The organism is Comamonas sp. FUJ_7, assembly GCF_057369555.1.
Genome location: NZ_JBXXZI010000002.1, coordinates 20956 through 40209 on the forward strand (window position 1 = coordinate 20956; position 19254 = coordinate 40209).

The 19254-nt window shown below is 60.2% G+C and carries 17 protein-coding genes; 7 read left to right on the plus strand and 10 right to left on the minus strand.

What is annotated here, in order from left to right; genetic code table 11:
- Positions 1-114: 114 nt before the first annotated feature.
- Both ileS and AC2I9W_RS03870 read right to left on the minus strand, forming a co-directional pair.
- Positions 115-2970: an isoleucine--tRNA ligase gene (ileS, locus tag AC2I9W_RS03865; protein ID WP_486408732.1), complete on the minus strand. Its 2856-nt coding sequence runs from the start codon at positions 2968-2970 to the stop codon at positions 115-117.
- Positions 2971-3075: 105 nt separating this feature from the next.
- Entirely contained in the window at positions 3076-4137 is a 1062-nt protein-coding gene (locus AC2I9W_RS03870; protein ID WP_486408733.1) for a bifunctional riboflavin kinase/FAD synthetase, read from the minus strand.
- Positions 4138-4318: 181 nt separating this feature from the next.
- Between AC2I9W_RS03870 and AC2I9W_RS03875 the strand changes: the two genes are divergently transcribed.
- Both AC2I9W_RS03875 and AC2I9W_RS03880 read left to right on the plus strand, forming a co-directional pair.
- Positions 4319-4876 (plus strand): HNH endonuclease, encoded by a 558-nt coding sequence (locus tag AC2I9W_RS03875; RefSeq protein ID WP_486408734.1) that lies wholly within the window; start codon positions 4319-4321, stop codon positions 4874-4876.
- Between the two features lie 89 nt (positions 4877-4965).
- The gene (locus AC2I9W_RS03880) at positions 4966-5913 is read left to right on the plus strand and encodes a bestrophin family protein (protein ID WP_486408735.1); all 948 of its coding nucleotides are present in this window, start codon (positions 4966-4968) and stop codon (positions 5911-5913) included.
- Between the two features lie 91 nt (positions 5914-6004).
- On the opposite strand, the gene AC2I9W_RS03885 is transcribed toward AC2I9W_RS03880, so the two are convergent.
- From AC2I9W_RS03885 to AC2I9W_RS03900, 4 genes are all read right to left on the minus strand, one after another.
- Positions 6005-6499 (minus strand): nucleoside deaminase, encoded by a 495-nt coding sequence (locus AC2I9W_RS03885; protein ID WP_486408736.1) that lies wholly within the window; start codon positions 6497-6499, stop codon positions 6005-6007.
- Positions 6500-6631: 132 nt separating this feature from the next.
- A complete protein-coding gene (locus AC2I9W_RS03890) occupies positions 6632-7747 on the minus strand; it encodes an acyl-CoA dehydrogenase family protein (RefSeq protein WP_486408737.1) in 1116 nt (371 codons plus the stop codon).
- Between the two features lie 132 nt (positions 7748-7879).
- The gene (locus AC2I9W_RS03895) at positions 7880-9061 is read right to left on the minus strand and encodes an acyl-CoA dehydrogenase family protein (protein WP_486408738.1); all 1182 of its coding nucleotides are present in this window, start codon (positions 9059-9061) and stop codon (positions 7880-7882) included.
- Between the two features lie 259 nt (positions 9062-9320).
- Complete coding sequence (locus AC2I9W_RS03900; protein ID WP_486408739.1) at positions 9321-10016, minus strand: YceH family protein; 696 nt, start codon at positions 10014-10016, stop codon at positions 9321-9323.
- A 142-nt stretch (positions 10017-10158) separates the two neighbouring features.
- On the opposite strand from AC2I9W_RS03900, the gene purN reads away from it, so the two are divergent.
- A complete protein-coding gene (gene purN / locus AC2I9W_RS03905) occupies positions 10159-10737 on the plus strand; it encodes a phosphoribosylglycinamide formyltransferase (RefSeq protein ID WP_486408740.1) in 579 nt (192 codons plus the stop codon).
- A gap of 61 nt (positions 10738-10798) precedes the next feature.
- Here purN and AC2I9W_RS03910 read toward each other — a convergent pair whose 3' ends face one another.
- A complete protein-coding gene (locus AC2I9W_RS03910; protein WP_486408741.1) occupies positions 10799-11056 on the minus strand; it encodes a DUF1653 domain-containing protein in 258 nt (85 codons plus the stop codon).
- A 140-nt stretch (positions 11057-11196) separates the two neighbouring features.
- Here AC2I9W_RS03910 and AC2I9W_RS03915 point away from each other — a divergent pair, with 140 nt between their 5' ends.
- Entirely contained in the window at positions 11197-12528 is a 1332-nt protein-coding gene (locus AC2I9W_RS03915) for an RsmB/NOP family class I SAM-dependent RNA methyltransferase (RefSeq protein WP_486408742.1), read from the plus strand.
- Between the two features lie 123 nt (positions 12529-12651).
- Positions 12652-13872, plus strand: coding sequence for a DesA family fatty acid desaturase (locus AC2I9W_RS03920; protein ID WP_486408743.1), 1221 nt, complete (start codon positions 12652-12654; stop codon positions 13870-13872).
- A gap of 156 nt (positions 13873-14028) precedes the next feature.
- Here AC2I9W_RS03920 and rpmG read toward each other — a convergent pair whose 3' ends face one another.
- The 3 genes from rpmG to trxB all read right to left on the minus strand — a co-directional run bounded on the left by rpmG (position 14029) and on the right by trxB (position 15825).
- Positions 14029-14199, minus strand: a complete 171-nt coding sequence (gene rpmG, locus AC2I9W_RS03925) for a 50S ribosomal protein L33 (protein ID WP_158382837.1) — start codon at positions 14197-14199, stop codon at positions 14029-14031.
- A 20-nt stretch (positions 14200-14219) separates the two neighbouring features.
- Positions 14220-14453, minus strand: a complete 234-nt coding sequence (gene rpmB, locus AC2I9W_RS03930) for a 50S ribosomal protein L28 (RefSeq protein WP_003058229.1) — start codon at positions 14451-14453, stop codon at positions 14220-14222.
- Between the two features lie 418 nt (positions 14454-14871).
- The gene (gene trxB / locus AC2I9W_RS03935; RefSeq protein WP_486408744.1) at positions 14872-15825 is read right to left on the minus strand and encodes a thioredoxin-disulfide reductase; all 954 of its coding nucleotides are present in this window, start codon (positions 15823-15825) and stop codon (positions 14872-14874) included.
- A 257-nt stretch (positions 15826-16082) separates the two neighbouring features.
- Here trxB and AC2I9W_RS03940 point away from each other — a divergent pair, with 257 nt between their 5' ends.
- Together AC2I9W_RS03940 and lolA are read left to right on the plus strand one after the other, a co-directional pair.
- Positions 16083-18446, plus strand: a complete 2364-nt coding sequence (locus tag AC2I9W_RS03940) for a DNA translocase FtsK (protein WP_486408745.1) — start codon at positions 16083-16085, stop codon at positions 18444-18446.
- Between the two features lie 95 nt (positions 18447-18541).
- A complete protein-coding gene (gene lolA / locus AC2I9W_RS03945) occupies positions 18542-19177 on the plus strand; it encodes an outer membrane lipoprotein periplasmic chaperone LolA (protein ID WP_486408746.1) in 636 nt (211 codons plus the stop codon).
- The last annotated feature ends 77 nt before the right edge of the window (positions 19178-19254 follow it).

Genomic DNA, 19254 nt, shown 5'->3' on the forward strand with positions numbered 1-19254 from the left:
AGCGGTTTTTGATAGCGGATAGCGCTGGATTCAAAAGGCTTTCAGTATGGATCAATGCTGAAAATGGCTGCCAGCAAGCGCTGGCAGCTCACTTTTTGAAGGCCTTTCGTCGGTTTACGCCTTGGTGCGCACTTCACCTTCGCCGTGCAGGTTGCTGTCGCAGCGGCCACAGATCGTGGGGTGCGCGGGGTTCACGCCCACGTCTTCGCGGTAGTGCCAGCAGCGCTCGCACTTGGCGTGCTCGCTGGCCTTCACGGTGGTGGTCAGTGCGTCGCCGGCCACGGCAGTCGCCGCCGAGGTGATGAAGACGAACTTCAGATCATCGGCCAGGCTTTGCAGCAGGGCCAGGTCTTCGGGCTCGGCCGTCAGCGTGACTTCGGCTTGCAGGGACGAGCCCACAGCGCCGGTGCCGCGCACCACTTCGATGTCCTTGTTGACCTGATTGCGGATTTCGCAGATGCGGTTCCACTTGGCCAGCAGGGCTTCATTGCCTTCAGGCAGGTCAATGAACTGCTCCAGGAAGATGGATTCGCTGTGGCCCACGATCTTCCAGGCTTCTTCGGCCGTGAAGGACAGGAAGGGTGCCATCCAGCGCAGCAGCGCCTGGGTGATCTGGTGCAGGGCGGTCTGGGCCGAGCGGCGGGCCAGGCTCTTTGGGGCGCTGGTGTACAGGCGGTCCTTCAAGACGTCCAGATAGAAGCCGCCCAGGTCTTCCGAGCAGAACAGTTGCAGCTTGGCGACCACTGGGTGGAACTCGTACACCTTGTAGTGGGCCAGGATGTCTTTTTGCAGCTCGGCCGCGCGGGCCAGCGCAAACTGGTCAATCTCCAGCATCTCGCCGTAGGCTACGGCATCGGTAGCGGGGTCGAAGTCGCTGGTGTTGGCAAGCAGGAAGCGCAGCGTGTTGCGGATGCGGCGGTAGGCGTCCACCACGCGGGCCAGGATCTTGTCGTCAATGCCCAGGTCGCCCGAGTAATCGGTCGAGGCCACCCACAGGCGGATGATTTCCGCGCCCATTTTGTTGGACACGTCTTGCGGCGCCACGGTGTTGCCCACGGACTTGGACATCTTCTTGCCCTGACCGTCCACGGTGAAGCCGTGGGTCAGCAGGCCGCGATAAGGCGCGCGGCCGAAGATGGCCGAGGCCAGCAGCAGCGAGCTGTGGAACCAGCCGCGGTGCTGGTCGTGGCCTTCCAGATACAGGTCGGCTTCGGGGCCTTGGTCGTGGTGGTGCTCGGGGTGGGTGCCACGCAGCACATGCCAGAAGGTACTGCCGGAGTCGAACCAGACTTCCAGAATGTCGGTGCTCTTGGTATAGCTCTTGGCCTCTTCAGCGCCCAGGATTTCCTCGGTGGTCACGCGGCTCCAGGCTTCGATGCCGCCTTCCTCGACCATGGCCGCAGCCTGGTCGATGATCTCCATGGTGCGCGGGTGCAGCGCACCGGTATCCACATGCAGGAAGAAGGGGATGGGAACGCCCCAGCTGCGCTGGCGTGAGATGCACCAGTCGGGACGGCCGGCGATCATGGCGCGCAGGCGGTCCTTGCCGTTTTCGGGGTAGAAGCTGGTTTGCTCGATGGCGTCCAGCGCAATCTGGCGCAGCGTCTTCTCGGGCTTCTGGGCGGGGTCGGTGAACACGCCTTCGCCTTCATCCATGCGCACAAACCACTGGGCGGCGGCGCGGTAGATGACGGGTGTCTTGTGGCGCCAGCAGTGGGGGTAGCTATGCTGCAGGCCGGTGGTGTCCATCAGGCGGTTGGCGACCTTGAGTGCGTCCAGAATGACGGGCACGGCCTTCCAGATGTGCTGGCCGCCGAACATGGGCAGATCGGCTGCGTACACGCCGTTGCCTTGCACGGGGTTCAGAATGTCCTTGTACTCCATGCCGTTGGCCACGCAGGAGTTGAAGTCATCCACACCATAGGCAGGGGCGGAGTGCACGATACCGGTACCGTCTTCGGCGGTGGCGTATTCGGCCAAGTACACGGGCGAGATGCGGTCAAAGCCCTTGTCCACATGGGCCAGCGGGTGCTTGAAGGGCATGTGATCCAGGGCCTTGCCCTGGGCCGTGGCGATGACGGTGCCGTCGATCTTCCAGCGCTCCAGGCACTTTTCGACCAGGGCGGAGGCCACGATCAGCAGGCCGCGCTCGGTGTCGACCAGGCTGTATTCCAGATCGGGGTTGACGTTCAGCGCCTGGTTGGCAGGGATGGTCCATGCGGTAGTCGTCCAGATCACCACAAACGCTTCCTTGGAGAGCTTCTCCAGGCCGAAGGCGGCAGCCAGCTTGGCTGGCTCTGCGGCGGGGAACATCACGTCCAGCGTCTGGCTTTGCTTGTCCTGGTATTCGATCTCGAACTCGGCCAGCGAAGACGAGCAGTCAAAGCACCAGTACACGGGCTTGAGGCCACGGTAGACAAAGCCACGCTCCATCACCTTCTTCAAGGCGCGCAGCTCTGCGGCCTCGTTGGCGTAGTTCATGGTCTTGTAGGGGTGGCCCCAGTCGCCCAGCACGCCCAGGCGCTTGAAGTCCACCATCTGCTGCTCGATTTGCTCGGTGGCAAAGACGCGGCTCTTGGCCTGCATCTCGTCGCGGGGCAGATTGCGGCCATGCAGCTTTTCGATGGCGTTTTCAATCGGCAGACCATGGCAGTCCCAGCCGGGTGCGTACAGCGCATCAAAGCCTTCGAGCTGGCGGCTCTTGACGATCATGTCCTTCAAGATCTTGTTGACCGCGTGGCCGATGTGCAACTTGCCGTTGGCGTAGGGAGGGCCGTCGTGCAGGATGAACTTGGGCGCGCCGCTGCGGGCATCGCGCAGCTTTTTGTAGATGCCCTTGTCGTCCCATTCCTTGGCCCAGGCGGGCTCGCGCTTGGGCAGGTCGCCGCGCATGGGGAAGGGGGTGTCGGGCATGTTCAGCGTGGCGCGGTAGGCGGACGCTTCGGGCTTGTTGGACTTCGAATCAGACATGGGGAACCTTGAAAGCAATGCTGTGCCCGGGCAGAACTGCCTGGGCGTGATAAGTGAGGTATGCGCCAGAGCGCTGCGGCGCATGTGGCGTGCGGGCAGCGAGCGTCAAATTCGGTCGCGCGTGGTCTGGCGACGAGTCTCGGCGTGCGATGAAGTATGAGACGGTATGTGGGCTGAGGCGAAAAACGCGCGCGCGTCATCGCAGTCCTTGGCAATGCCCGCCGTCAGGGCATCGAGACTGTCATACTTCAGCTCGTCGTGCAGTTTGTGCAGAAGTTCCACGCGGATGATTTTACCGTAGGCCCCTTCTCCACCCAGCTGTGCGGGCCAATCAAAACAGTGGGTCTCCAGCAGTACGCGGCCGCCGTTGATGTCGTTGGGGTCCAGCGAAGGGCGTACGCCCAGGTTGGCCACGCCGCGCAAGGGCTCGTCTGAGAGCCCGTGCACCAGTACGGCAAAGATGCCGCTGGCCGCAGGCTTCCAGTGGTCAAAGCGCAGGTTCAGGGTGCGAAAGCCGTCATCAGCCCCGGCCTTGGTCTCTGCCAGTTTGCGGCCCAGCTTGCGGCCGTGAACCACGTGGCCAGAAATCGTATAGGGGTGGCCTAGCAGCTTGGCCGCTTGCTGCATGTCGCCAGCCGCCAGGGCTGCACGCACTTCGGTGCTGGAGACACGCAGGCCGTGCACCTCATAGCTGTTCATACGTGCCACATCAAAGCCCAGCGCCTGGCCGGCGCTGTCGAGCATGGCATAGTCGCCGGCCCGCTTGCGGCCAAAGCGGAAGTCGTCGCCGACCAGTACATAGCGAGCTCCTAGACCCGAGATCAGCACGTCCTGAATGAAGTCTTCGGGGCTTTGATTGGCCAGCGCGTCATTGAAGGGCAGGATCACGACCTGATCGACGCCGCAGATCTCGAGCTGGCTGAGCTTGTCGCGCAGCGTGCCCACGCGGGCCGGAGCCAGTTCGGGTTTGCCGAGCTTCTGGGCAAAGTAGTCACGCGGGTGCGGCTCGAACGTCATGGCGCAACTGGGGATGCCGCGCTGGGCCGCTTCGGCCTTGAGCAGGCCGAGCATGGCCTGATGTCCCCGATGTACACCATCAAAATTGCCAATGGTCACAGCGCAGGCTGGGGCAAGGCCGGGGTGCTTGATTCCACGGAATATCTTCATGGGCTGCTTTGTTATTTGTAGCAGCTGGCGCCGATGCATGCGGCACAAGCCGTCAATTTGACATAGTTTCAGAGTATATTGCTTCAAATCAGGCAGCTGGGGAGGCTGCCAGAGTCTGCCAAAGAGCGCCAAGACGCTCTGCCGTTTTCTGTGTCTGTGTTTGACTGACTGGAGGCGTGTTGTGAAAGTCTTGAAGCTGACAGCCCAGGGGCTGCCGCAGTCCTGGGTCACGCTGGAGCAAGCGGCACTGCATTACGCAGCACAAGATGTGCGCTGGGAAGCAGGCGTGGAAATCGCCTGCTTTCGGGGTGGCCACAATGCGGTGACCGGCAAGCAGTCAGTCATTCACATCAACTCCATCATTGGCACCAAAGGTGTCTCCAATATCAATCCGCATGAGCTGCAGCCGGCCTTGACCAACGCCAAGCTGTTCGCGCGCGACCGCTGTATCTGCGCCTATTGCGGGCGGCACTTCCATGAGGGTGACCTCACGCGCGAGCACATTGTTCCCGTCTGCAAAGGGGGGCAGCACACCTGGATGAACCTGGTCACGGCCTGCCGTGCCTGCAATCACCGCAAGGGGCCTAGAACACCGGAGCAGGCCCGAATGCCGCTGCTCTACACGCCCTATGTGCCCACACTGTGGGAGGACTTCATATTGCGCAACCGCCGCATTCTGGCCGATCAGATGGAGTTCCTCATTGCGCATGTGCCGCGCAACTCACGCTGGCATAACTAAGTGACTGTCTTAGTGGGAGTTGTCAGAAGCGCCTGAAAGCTCTGTGCGCCTGTGTTTGAATCCGTCTTTAGTTTTTATTTCGCGTTTTCATGATCGTCAGAGATCGGCCATCGGGCTTAAAGCTGCTGTGGATTGTCAGAGGCTCGGTGCTCCAGCGCATCAAAGGTGTTCTGGCCCTGAACATCGTGCTGGCCATCATCGTCACGGTGGCTCACGGCAACCTTTTTCACACCAAGATTCCCATTACGCCGATTCCGTTCACGCTGATCGGTCTGCCGCTGGCCATCTTTCTGGGCTTTCGCAATAACACTGCCTATGCGCGGTATTGGGAGGGGCGCAAGCTCTGGGGTGAGATTCTGATTTATGCCCGAACGCTGTCGCGTCAGTGCCAGAGCCTGATTGATTTCGACCACCCCATAGACCCGCGTCAGCGCGCCAACGATGTGCGCGTGCGCATGATTCACCGTGTCGTGGCTTTTTCCCATGCCTTGCGTGCCCAGTTGCGGGGCCTGAATGATGATGTGGCGGCCGAGCATTGGCTGACGCAGGCCGAGTGGCAGCGACTGCAATTGCTGCCGCTGAACCAGCGTACCGATATGTTGATGCAGGCCATGGGGCAGGATCTGGGGCAATGCGTGCGTGACAAGCGCATAGACCCGTGCCTGGCGGTGTCGGTGGACAAGACGCTGAATGGCCTGACTGCGGCCGCAGCCTCTTGCGAGCGCATTCACAACACGCCCATACCGTTCTCATACACCTTGCTGCTGCACCGAACGGCCCATCTTTACTGCTTTTTGCTGCCTTTTGGACTGGTGGATGTGACGGCCTTCATGACACCCTTTGTGGTGGCCATCGTTGCCTATACCTTCTACGGTCTCGACGTGCTGGGGGACGAGCTGGAGGAGCCGTTTGGTGTGGAGAGCAACGACCTGGCGCTGGACAGCATCTGCAGGGGCATCGAGATCAGTCTCAGTCACTCCCTGGGCGACCCTCAGATTCCTGCGCCGCTCAAGCCGGTGGACTATCTGCTGACCTGAGCGTCTTTGCACTCCACAAAAAAGCCCTGAACTCATCACTCAGGGCTTTGTTTTTGATAGCTGCTAACGCATGTACAGCTTGGGTTGCAGCTTAAACGGTGGCTCGGTCTTCATCCACGGCTTTTTGCCAGGCTTCGTACAGGTCTTCTCCGGCGTCACGCACGCGGTGGTTGATGACGGGCATCTCGCGCTTGTCTGCGGGGCGGGCCAGTTCGTCGTAGCCGCGCGAGGCAGACAGGTCATAGGGCTCGCCGTCTTCGTTGGAATAAGCCACAAAGACTTTCTTCACACCCGACAGCAGCATGGCCGTGTGGCACATGCTGCAGGGGTAGCCGCTGGCATACATCACAGCGCCAGACAGGTCGGTGCTACCCTGGGCCTTGGCGCCAATGCGCAGCGCCTGCATTTCGGCGTGGGCCGAGGGGTCGCACAGGTCTTCCACCTGGTTGACGGCACGGGCCAGCACCTTGCCGTCCTTGACCAGCACCGCACCAAAAGGCCAGGTGGCGCGCTCGCGGCCCTTGACGTTGCCCATGGCCAGGCGGATGGATTCCAGCAGGTATTTTTCGGTGTCTTGATTGCTCATTGGTGTCTCCTTATGCGCAGTGATGCGCCGATCATAGGAAGCGATGCCGCCTGCATAGCGCACCCTTAAAGCAAAACAGCACGCCAGGGCGTGCTGTTGACTTGTTGAAAGTTGGCTGAACGTTGCTGAAACTTAGGCAAATACGCCCGCAGAATCCTGCATGTTGGCCGACACAATGCCCAGATGGTGCAAGGTGTCGCCGCCCGTCATCTCCATCTGCGTCAGTCGCTTGAAGTAATGGCTGCCCACATATTCATCGGTCACGCCGATGCCGCCATGCAGCTGTACAGCTTGCTGGCCCACATAACGCATGGACTGGCCCAGCTGCACCTTGGCGCGGGCAATGGCGACATGGCGCTCCTCGGCGGGGGCCGCCAGCTTGAGCGTGCCGTAATAGCTCATGGATCGCGCCAGCTCCAGCTGCATCTTCATATCGGCCACGCGGTGGCGCAGAGCCTGGAAGCTGGCAATGGCCACGCCAAACTGCTTGCGCTGGTTCATGTACTCGGCGGTCAGCTTGAGCGTTTGCTCCATCGCGCCCACACCTTCGGCGCACAGGGCGGCATTGGCCACATCCTGCGCCAGCGTCAGCGCGGGCAGGCCGTTGGCTGTGATCAAGGTGGCAGGCACTGCCTTGCAGATCAGATCGGCGGCGCGGGCTTCATCCTGCGTGGCATAGCTGCGGGTGCTGACGCCCTGAACGCCGTTTTCCACCATGAAGAGGGCCATCTTGCCGTCCAGCAGCGCGGGCACGATGAAGGCATCGGCCTGATCACCTGCGGGAACTATGTTTTTCGTAGCGTCCAGCGCATATCCATCGGCGGTTTTTGTAGCTTTTGCAGTGCAAACGTCAATGCGGTAGCGCGCTTTATGCTCCTGCGATGCGAGCACCACCAGCTTCTCGCCGGTGGCAATCTGGGGCAGCCACAGCTGCTTGGCAGCGTCGTCACCAAACTGGGCCAGCACGGCAGAGGCGACAAACGCCTGCGCCAGCGGCTCCATCACCAGGCCACGGCCCAGCTCCTCCATCACCACCATCACATCGACCGCACTCTGGCCCAGGCCGCCGTATTGCTCGGGAACAGTGAGGGCTGTCAGCCCCAGCTCGGCCAGCTCGCTCCACACCTCGCGTGAAAAGCCGCCTTGCTTGACGATGCTCTGGCGGCGCTCGAAGGTGTAGCCTTTTTCCACCCAGCGGGCCACGGCGTCACGCAGTTGTTGTTGGTCGTCGGAAAAATCGAAATCCATATTTGTCTCCTGCCACCGGGCGCAATTGGCGCGAAGCGCCAAACTCCAACCCAGCGAAGCTCAATCTAGAACCCCCTCCCGGAGGGGGCACGGGGGAGCAGAACGTGAAATCTGTGCCAGACAGTGCTCGGCTTAGCCCAGCACTGTCTGAGCAACGATGTTTCGTTGCACCTCGTTGGAGCCGCCGTAAATCGTGGTCTTGCGCATATTGAAATAGGTGGCAGCCAGCGGCGCATTGCCCAGCACATCGCCGGGGAAGTCGCCCTGGTAGCCTGCCTCCATCGCTTCCTGGATATAGGGCAGGGAATAGGGGCCGGCGGCCAGCATCATCAGCTCCGCATAGCGCTGCTGAATTTCGCTGCCCTTGATCTTGAGCAGACCGGCAATCTCCAGCGGGTTCTTGCCCGACTTCATGGCCGAGAGCACGCGCAGCACCAGCATTTCCAGCGCAATCACATCCACTTCCAGCAGGGCGATCTGGTCGCGGAAGCGCTGGTCGTCCCACACGCCTTCGGTCTTGGCAATGCGTTTGAGGCGCTCCAGCTCACGCTTGGCGCGGTTCACATCGGCGATATTGGTGCGCTCGTGGCTCAGCAGCAGCTTGGCGTAAGTCCAGCCCTTGTTTTCCTCGCCAATCAGCTGGTCGGCAGGCACTTCCACATTGTCGAAAAAGACTTCGTTGACCTCATGGCTGCCGTCCAGCAGCTTGATGGGGCGCACGGTCACGCCGGGGGATTTCATGTCCAGCAGCAAAAAGCTGATGCCGGTCTGGGGCTTGCCTTCGGTGCTGGTGCGCACCAGGTTGAACATCCAGTCGCCGTACTGGCCCAGGGTCGTCCAGGTCTTCTGGCCGTTGACGATGTATTTGTCGCCCACGCGCTCGGCGCGGGTCTTGAGGCTGGCCAGGTCCGAGCCGGAGCCGGGTTCGGAATAGCCCTGGCTCCACCAGACTTCGCCGCTGGCAATGCCGGGCAGAAAGCGCTTTTGCTGCTCGGGTGAGCCATAGGCCATGATGACCGGGGCCACCATCACGGGGCCAAAGGGCACGATGCGCGGCGTGCCCGCCAGCGCGCATTCTTCCTCGAACAAATGCTTTTGCACGGCGCTCCAGCCGGGGCCGCCAAATTCCTTGGGCCAGCCATAACCGAGCCAGCCTTTTTTGCCAAGAATCTTGGCCCAGCGCTGCATATCGTCGCGCGTCAGGCGTAGATCGTTGCGCACCTTGTGCGCAATATCTTCGGGCAAGTTCGCCCTGACCCAGTGGCGGACTTCCTCGCGAAAAGCCTGTTCTTCCGGGGTGAATGCCAAGTCCATGCTTTGTCTCCTGCTAATGCGGGAGTTTTGTAGCACGCACGTTCTTTTTTGTTCTGTCCGAACCGTGACAGGGAAGGGTTACCCCCTGAGCGGCTTCGTCGCTTCCCCCTAGAAGGGGGACGATACCTTCGGTGCGGGGCGGCCCTTCCTCGGTATCTCTGGCTTGGGGTGCGCCGGTTTTGCGCGGTAGTTGGCTTTGCTGGGCTTTGAGTGAAATGGCTGCTAGCGCTTATCTGCTCAGCGCTGGCAGCTATCTTTTTTACTCTGCTGTTGTAGCTGCAGGTGGCTCCACGCCCAGCGATTCACAAAGCATGGCCACGGTGGCGCGCAGGTGGGTGACTTCGGCTTCCAGCGTGTCCACGCGCTGCTGCAGGGCGGATGCGTTGCTGCTGCTAGCGCCCGTGCTGGCGCTGGCTGCTGCCAGTGCGCTGATGTCCACCGGGCCGCAGAGCAGGTGGGCCCAGCGTTGCTCGCGGGCGCCGGGCGCACGGGGCAGTTGCACGACGAGGGGGCCGCCTTTTTCCTCGCTGCGCTCGCGCAGTTCGTCCAGAAAGGCTTCGACCGAGGAGATGTCGGCAAAGCGGTGCCAGCGCTCGGAGTTGATGCGCAGCTCGCCAGCCGTCTGCGGACCGCGCAGCATCAAGAGGGCCAGCAGCACAGCCGACTGGTCGGGCACGCCGATGCCGCGGGGGAAGTTGTGCTCCCAGCGGGTGGATCGGGCGCTGCTGATCTGCACGCTCAGGGTTTTCAGGCGCAGGTTGTCCAGCGCTTCCTGGGCTTCGCCTTCGCTCAGTTCCATCACCGGGTCGCGGCTGGACTTCTGGTTGCAGCCGGTGACCAGGCTGTTGAGGGTGAGCGGATAGCTGTCGGGCACGGTGCGGGCTTTTTCCATCAGCGTGGCCAGAACGCGGGCTTCCACTGGGGTCAGCGGCGTGTTGCGTGGGTCAAAAGGCATGGGGATCTCCTCAAAAAGTCTTAGGGTTTGTTCACATAACGCACGTGGACCGCGAGGGTTATGTGAACAGACCCTAGCGCCGCGCATGGAAACAGGAGCAAACCCCGCAAGCTTGGGGTTGGCAATGCGACAATCGCCGCCCATGAAAAACATCGTGATCCTGATCTCGGGCGGCGGCTCGAACATGGCCGCCATTGTGCGTGCATCCCAGCAGCAGAACTGGGCAAAGCAGTACAACGCCAGGGTTGCTGCCGTGGTGAGCAACAAGGCTGATGCCAAGGGCTTGGTCTTTGCGCGCGACAACGGTATTGCCACCGAGGTGCTGGATCACAAGCAATTCGACAGCCGTGAGGCCTTTGATGCCGAGTTGGCGCAGGTAATTGATCGCTACGCGCCCGACCTGGTGGTGCTGGCTGGCTTCATGCGCATTCTCACGCCGGGCTTTGTCTCGCATTACGAGGGGCGCATGGTCAATATCCATCCCTCGCTGCTGCCCGCCTTCACGGGCTTGCACACTCATCAGCGCGCGATTGATGCAGGCTGCAAGTTTGCGGGCTGTACTGTGCACCGCGTGACGGCCGAGCTGGATGTGGGGCCTATTCTTGATCAGGCCGCCGTACCCGTTTTGCCTGGCGATACGGCCGAGGAACTGGCAGCGCGCGTACTGGTGCAGGAGCACATCATTTATCCGCGTGCCGTGCTCAATTTGATCAAGGGCTGAGTCAGTCTTGCTTGATTATTAATAGCTTCCAGCGCTGGAAGGACAAGCGCTGCAGACCGTTTTAGGACTGCTTTTGCTGCTCGGCGGGTAAGCGGCGAAAGCGCGGCTGCTCCACGCCGTCGATTACCACGGTTTCGTTGAACATGGCTGCAGGGCGCACCCACAGGCCGTGCTCGCCATACAGGGCGCGGTACAGCGTCATGGGTTCCAGCGTCTCGCTGTGGCGCACGGTGTCCAGCACTTCATAGCGCATGCCTTTGTAGTGTTCGTACAGACCGGGCGTGGTGGTGATGAGTGGTGGAAGATCGTGATCGGACATGGTCTTTAAAAAGTGAGCAATCAGCTCTTGGTAGTAAAAGGCTGGAGCCTGTTTTTACTATGAATCCTCAGAGGTAGGCTGGGGCGGGGAGAGTTCTGGCGCAAGCCAGGGCCTAGGCGACAGTGGGACAATCACAGACTATGCATCCCAAAGCCCTTCTCGACGCTTGCTCCGAACTGGTCAAGCGCGCCCTGACTTTTGAACACCCGGCTGATGCCGTGGTGTCCCGCTTCTTCCGCGAAAATCGCTATCTGGGCCCGCGCGAGCGCGCCACTCTCGCTGAAACCACTTACACCGTGCTGCGAAAAAAGCTGCTGTTTGAAGCGCTGGCGCATTCGGGCAGCGGCGCACGCGAGCGACGCCTGGCCATTCTGGGCTTTGCCGCCGTGCTGCGTGAGCAGGGCAAGAAAGAAGGCAAGGTCAAGAACAAGGATGGTCAGGACAGCGAGACCTTTATCAAGGCTGCGCTGACGCCCCAGGAACTCAAGTGGCTGGCCTCCTGCGACAGCGTCAAGCCCGAAGACCTGATGGAAGCCCACCGTCACAACTTGCCGGAGTGGCTGGTCGAGCCGCTCAAGGCCCAGCTGGGCGACGAGTTCTGGGCACTGGCTGCCAGCATGGAGCAGGCAGCCCCGCTGGATCTGCGTGTCAACACACTCAACGACAAGCGCTCCGATGTACGCAAGGAACTGGAAAAAGCAGGCATCAAGGCCGAGCCCACACCGTTCTCGCCTATCGGATTGCGAGTTGACGGCAAGCCTGCGCTGGCCAAGGTCGACGCCTTCAATCGCGGCGCCATCGAGGTGCAGGACGAAGGCTCGCAATTGCTGGCGCTGATGCTGGACGCCAAGCGCGGCGAGATGGTGGTGGACTTTTGCGCCGGTGCTGGCGGCAAGACCCTGGCCATTGGTGCATCCATGCGCAACACGGGTCGTCTGTACGCTTTTGACGTGTCGGGCCACCGTCTGGATGCGCTCAAGCCGCGTCTGGCACGCTCGGGTCTGTCCAATGTGCACCCCGCTGCCATCGCTCATGAGCGTGACGAGCGCATCAAGCGTCTGGCAGGCAAGATCGACCGCGTGCTTGTCGATGCACCTTGCTCGGGTCTGGGCACGCTGCGCCGCAACCCCGACCTCAAGTGGCGTCAAAGCGCCAAGGCTGTGGAAGAGCTGACCGTCAAGCAGGCCTCCATCCTGGAAAGCAGTGCCCGATTGGTCAAAGCCGGTGGCCGACTGATTTACGCGACCTGCTCCATCTTGCCGCAGGAAAACGAAGCCATTGCCGAAGCCTTCAGCGCTGCCCACCCTGAGTTCGTGCCGCTGGATGCTGGCGAGGTGCTGGAGCAATTGAAGGTCGCAGATGGCGACAAGCTGTGCAGCGGTGGTGAAGAAGGCAGGCGCTACCTGCGCCTGTGGCCGCATCAGCATGAAACAGATGGCTTTTTTGCCGCAGTTTGGGTGAAAAAGGCGTAACTTCGGTGCAAGTCTGGTACTGCCCATCAGACTAGTGTCTTTGGGTTTGTAGGCGAGTCACCTAAAATGAAAAAACCGTGCTTTATCCAAGGCACGGTTTTTCTGCTTAAAGGCTGAGTGCGTATGCCGTTGGATATCGGATTGATCTGGAATGCTGTCCTCGATTGGATGGCCAATGGCCTGTGGGATTTGTCCTGGTGGCAGTTGCTGCTGTATGCCTTGTTCACAACCCACATCACGATTGCTGCGGTCACCATCTTTCTGCACCGCAGCCAGGCCCATCGCTCGCTGGACCTGGGGCCGATTCCTTCGCATTTCTTCCGTTTCTGGCTGTGGCTGGGCACGGGCATGGTGACTAAAGAATGGGTGGCGATTCACCGTAAGCACCATGCCAAGTGCGAGACCGAGGATGACCCTCACAGCCCTCAGACGCGCGGCCTGGCCAAGGTGATGCGCGAAGGTGCCGAGCTCTACCGCGCCGAGGCCAAGAATGCGGAAACGCTCAAGAAATACGGTCATGGCACGCCCGATGACTGGATGGAGCGCAATGTCTATCGCCATTCCGTGATGGGGCCTTCGCTGATGCTCGTCGTTAACGTGGCGCTGTTTGGTGCCATTGGCCTGACGATCTGGGCCGTGCAGATGGTCTGGATTCCGTTCTGGGCGGCTGGTGTGGTTAATGGCGTAGGCCACTTCTGGGGCTATCGCAACTACGAGGCCCCAGATGCTTCGACCAATCTGGTGCCCTGGGGTGTCATCATCGGCGGCGAAGAGCTGCATAACAACCACCATACGTACCCAACGTCGGCTAAGTTCTCGGTAAAGCCGTATGAGTTCGATATTGGCTGGGTCTATATCATCGTGATGCAAAAGTTGGGCTGGGCGAAGGTCAAGAAGACGCCCCCGCGCCTACGCAGCGGGGTGGTCAAGCCTGTGGCTGATGAGTTAACGCTGGAAGCTATCATTGCCAACCGCTACGAGGTTATGGCTCGCTATGCGCGTGGTGTGCGTGCTGCGGTGCAGCAAGAGCTAGATTTGCTCAAGCAAAAACAGGCCCACAAGGCAGATGTTTCGCTGCTCAAGGGTGTGCAGCGCTGGCTGCATCGCGATGTAGACAAGGTGCCTGAGCGCGCCAAGAGCCAATTGGCCCAGGCTCGTGCCGCGTACCCGGTGATTGACCAGATGCTGACCATGCGCGAAGAGCTGCGGCAGTTGTGGCTGAATACCAGTCTGAGCCGTGAACAGTTGACCGGCCAGTTGCAGGCCTGGTGCCAGCGTGCGGAGGCCAGTGGCATTGCCGTGCTTAAAGATTTCTCCATCAAGCTGCGCTCGGCCCAAGCTTGAAAGTGCTGGTCTGTAGACGGCTCATCCCCTGACTCAGCCGCCCCGCTCCTGCAAGAACATTGCAAGAGCGGGCGGCTTTTATGTCTTTCTATGAGGGCAGGCATAAAAAAACCGCCTTCACTTGCATGAGGCGGTTTTTTCAAGAAACAGTCTGAATTACTTCAGCTTGGTTTCCTTGTACTCGACGTGCTTGCGAGCCTTGGGGTCGAACTTGATGATCGACATCTTCTCAGGCATCGTCTTCTTGTTCTTGGTCGTTGTGTAGAAGTGACCTGTGCCGGCACTGGAAGCCAGCTTGATCTTTTCGCGTCCGCCTTTAGCAGCCATGGTGTTTCTCCTTCAGGAAATTAAGCTTGGCCACGAGCACGCATGTCTGCGAGCACGGAGTCGATGCCGTTCTTGTCGATCAGGCGCAGAGCAGCGCTGGAAACGCGCAGGCGCACCCAACGGTTTTCGCTTTCCACCCAGAAACGACGGTATTGCAGGTTAGGCAGGAAACGACGCTTGGTCTTGTTGTTGGCGTGGGAAACATTGTTGCCCACCATGGGCTTCTTGCCCGTAACTTCACATACGCGTGCCATTTGGACACTCCGATAGTTGAATCGGCCGCCGGCTCTGAGCTCCTGCTTGCGCAGCAGGATGTGCCGACAACCTCACCTCGCCAGTTTGTAATGGGTGGCGGTAGCCCGATTGCGGAAGTCCCGATGGCACAAGATGCTGCGAAGCACCTAGTCTGTACTACCTAGAATTCAGCAAAGTCTGCGATTATAGCGTTTTCGCCAAAAAGCTCTTGGGTATGGTCAAAGCTGGCCTGTCTTGAGGGCTTTTGCTATGAGCCGATTTTTTCTGCTTTGCAGCAGAGGGCGCGGCTGCAACGGGCATATCGAGATAAAAAAGGAGCGCATAGCGCTGATTGCACCTTCACTTCAGTTTGAAAAGTATCTGAAGTGAAGGGCAGGCAAGCGCTAGCAGCTCCTGTTTTTATATGGCAGACCTTTTTCAGGCTTCTTGATCGAGGAAGCGCTGAGCATCCAGCGCTGCCATGCAGCCTGTGCCGGCGCTGGTGATGGCTTGGCGGTACACATGGTCCTGGCAGTCGCCAGCGGCAAACACGCCGGGCACGCTGGTCTGGGTGGCAAAGCCCTTGAGGCCGCCCTGGGTCACGATGTAGCCGTTTTCCAGCTCCAGCTGGCCCTGGAAGATGTCGGTGTTGGGGTGGTGGCCGATGGCGATGAAGGCGCCTTGCAGCTTGACGTCTTCGGTCGTGCCGTCCTGCGTGCTCTTGATGCGGATGCCGGTCACGCCGCTCTGGTCGCCCAGCACTTCATCCAGGGTGAAGTGGGTCTTGAGCTCAATCTTGCCTTCCTTGACCTTCTCCATCATCTTGTCCACCAGGATGGGTTCGGCCGTGAACTTGTCGCGGCGGTGCACCACGGTGACCTTGCTGGCGATGTTGGACAGGTACAAAGCCTCTTCCACGGCAGTGTTGCCGCCGCCGATCACGCACACGGGCTGGTCGCGGTAGAAGAAACCGTCGCAGGTGGCGCAGGCCGAGACGCCGCGGCCCATGAAGGCTTCTTCAGAAGGCAGACCCAGGTACTTGGCCGATGCGCCGGTGGCGATGATCAGGCTGTCACAGGTGTAGGTGCCGCTGTCGCCGGTCAGTGTGAAGGGGCGCTTGGACAGATCCACCTTGTTGATGTGGTCAAACACCATCTCGGTCTTGAAGCGCTCGGCGTGTTCTTGAAAACGCTGCATCAGCTCGGGGCCTTGCACACCCATGACGTCTGCGGGCCAGTTGTCCACTTCCGTTGTTGTCATCAACTGGCCGCCCTGGGCCATGCCGGTGATCAGCAAAGGCTTGAGGTTGGCGCGGGCCGCGTAAACGGCGGCGGTGTAGCCGGCAGGGCCGGACCCAAGGATGAGAACTTGTGCGTGTTTGGTAGAGGACATGAAGCAGATCTCTGAAAAAAGGCAGGCCGACAACCGGCGTGCAGTCATGAAGATATGGGGAAGATGTGGGAGTATCGCTCTGGATCAAGCTCTGCGTGTGCAGCAGTTTTAATCACCGGAATTGTTAAAAATGATAGTGATGAAGCGAGCGATGTCTCGATCTGCTGGTTTTGTTGCATGTACTTGCATTACGCTGTCCGTTAGCTTGGCCGAACGTCCCGCTTGGATAAGGGGCTAAGGTAAGCTTGCGCCTGCGTATGACATACACATTGAACGCTTCAAAGGCGTCTTCTTCCAGCAAAGCCAAATCCCGCGCTGCCACTCCGCGCTACGGGGTGATCCGTTTCAGCCAGGAGGTTTTGCTGCTGATTGGCCTGCTGGGTCTGGTGTTCTGGCTGATGGCCATGTTTACCTACTCACCACAAGATGCAGCCTGGTCCACCTCCGGGGCCGGGCAAATGCCGTTCGTCCATAACTGGATGGGGCGTGTAGGGGCCTGGCTGGCTGACGCCTGCTACTTTGGTTTTGGCATGTCCGTGTGGTGGCTGGTGCTGGCGGCCGTGCAGGCCTGGATCACCTCGCTGGTGCGCTGGATGCGTGGCGGAGTGAACAAAGACGGAAGCCCCCTGGCATTGATGCCGCTGTGGCGTCGCCGCTTTCTGTTCTGGGGTGGACTGGTCATCTTGATGGTGGCCAGCTGCGCACTGGAGTGGACCCGTCTGTATCGCTTCGAAAGCCTGCTGCCTGGGCCCGCAGGCGGCGTTTTTGGTTACATGATGGGCTTCAATGCGCTGAAATGGCTGGGCTTTTCGGGCTCGGGCCTGATTGGTATCTGCCTATTTGTGCTGGGCGCAGCCATGGTGTTTGGCTTCTCCTGGGGGAAGCTGGCCGAAGGGCTGGGCGCGCGTCTGGATGGAATGATTCAGTTTGGCCGCGAGCGTCGTGAAATCGCCAAGGATGTGTCCGCCGGCAAGAAGGCGGCGCGTGAGCGTGAAGAAGTGGTGTTTGACCGCAGCGAAGGCGCCATCACGGCCCCTGTCCATCAGCCGGTGCAAATCATTGAGCCTTCTTTGCAAGAGCAAGCCCAGCCCAGCGCCCGCGTGGTCAAGGAGCGCCAAAAGCCGCTGTTTACCGATCATCCCGATAGCAAGCTGCCGCAGGTCGACCTGCTCGATGAGGCACAGCAGCGCCAGGAGTCTGTCTCTGCTGAAACGCTGGAGATGACCAGCCGCCTGATCGAAAAGCGCCTCAAGGACTTTGGTGTGGAGGTGCGCGTGGTTGCGGCCATGCCGGGCCCGGTCATCACGCGTTACGAAATCGAGCCAGCCACGGGCGTCAAGGGTTCGCAGATTGTGAACCTGGCCAAGGACCTGGCGCGCTCGCTGTCCTTGGTGTCGATTCGTGTGATCGAAACCATCCCCGGCAAGAACTTCATGGCGCTGGAGCTGCCCAACGCCAAGCGCCAGTCCATTCGCCTGTCCGAAGTGCTGGGCTCACAGGTCTATCACGATGCCAAGAGCATGCTGACCATGGGGCTGGGCAAGGACATCGTGGGCAACCCGGTGGTGGCCGATCTGGCCAAGATGCCCCACGTGCTGGTGGCCGGTACCACCGGCTCGGGCAAGTCCGTGGGTATCAACGCCATGATCCTGTCTTTGCTCTACAAGGCAGAGGCGCGTGATGTTCGCCTGTTGATGATCGACCCCAAGATGCTGGAGATGTCGGTCTACGAAGGCATTCCGCACCTGCTGTGCCCTGTGGTCACCGACATGAAGCAGGCCGCCAATGGCCTGAACTGGTGCGTGGCCGAGATGGAGCGCCGCTACAAGCTGATGAGCAAGATGGGGGTGCGCAATCTGGCGGGCTACAACAGCAAGATCGACGATGCCAAAGCGCGTGAAGAGTCCATTCCCAACCCCTTCAGCCTGACGCCCGAGGAGCCCGAGCCGCTGCAGCGTCTGCCGCATATCGTCATCGTGATCGACGAGCTGGCCGACCTGATGATGGTGGTGGGCAAGAAGATTGAAGAGCTGATTGCCCGCCTGGCGCAGAAGGCGCGTGCGGCTGGCATTCATCTGATTCTCGCCACCCAGCGCCCCAGCGTGGATGTGATCACCGGCCTGATCAAGGCCAATATCCCCACGCGCATTGCTTTCCAAGTCTCCAGCAAGATCGACAGCCGTACCGTGCTGGACCAGATGGGTGCCGAGACCTTGCTGGGCATGGGTGACATGCTCTACATGGCCAGTGGCACAGGTCTGCCGGTGCGTGTGCACGGTGCCTTTGTCTCGGATGATGAAGTGCACCGCGTGGTCAGCTACCTCAAGGAGCAGGGTGAGCCTGACTACATCGAGGGCGTGCTGGAAGGCGGCTCTGTGGATGGCGAAGGTGGTGAGGATGGCGCAGAGGGCGGTGGTGAGAAGGACGAGCTGTACGACCAGGCGGTAGAAATCGTGCTGAAAGACCGCAAGGCCAGCATTTCCTACGTTCAGCGCAAACTACGCATTGGTTACAACCGCTCGGCCAATTTGCTGGAGCAGATGGAGAGGGCCGGTCTGGTCAGCTCGCTCACTTCCAGTGGGCAGCGTGATGTGCTGGTGCCTAATCGAGAAACCTCCTGAGCTGCTTTGAGGCTTCCCCGAGGGGGATGACCCCTTCGCAGTGAGGCGGCTCTTGCTCGGTGTCTCTGGCACCGGGGTACTTTTGGAGAGCTTCTATGAAGAAATTGATTACTGCAATTTTGATAGCTGGTAGCGCAGGTGCTGCTTTGGCTGATGGCCTAAAAAGCCTTGAGTCCTTCATGACGAACACGCGTGCAGGCAAGGCCGAATTCACGCAGACGGTGACTTCCCCCCCCAAGGCGGGACAGGAAGCGCGCAGCAAGGTTTCCAGCGGAAGCTTCGAGTTTCAGCGCCCGGGCAAATTCAAGTTCAACTACACCAAGCCTTTTGAGCAGCTCATCGTCGCCGATGGCAAGACGCTGTGGCTGTATGACGCCGACCTGAATCAGGTGACGGAGCGTGCACAGGCCCAGGCCTTGGGCAGTACGCCAGCGGCCATTTTGACGTCCGCTACAGATCTGAAGGCCTTGAAAGCCGACTTTGATCTGAGTGCCGAGCCTGATGCCGATGGGCTGGAGTGGGTGATGGCATCGCCCAAGCAAAAAGGCGGTCAGCTCAAGAGCGTGCGCGTAGGTTTTACACCCGAAGGACAACTGGCGGCGCTGAGTATTGAGGACAGCTTTGGCCAGCATTCGCTGATGAAATTCAAGTCCTTGCAGACGCAGGCTTCGCTGCCAGCCTCGACTTTTCAGTTCACCGCCCCCAAGGGCGCAGATGTGCTCAAGCAATAAGAGTTGCGCTGTCCGAAGCGCTGATTCCATTCATTCATAAAAAGGCCTGCAGGCAAAATCTGCAGGCCTTTTTTATA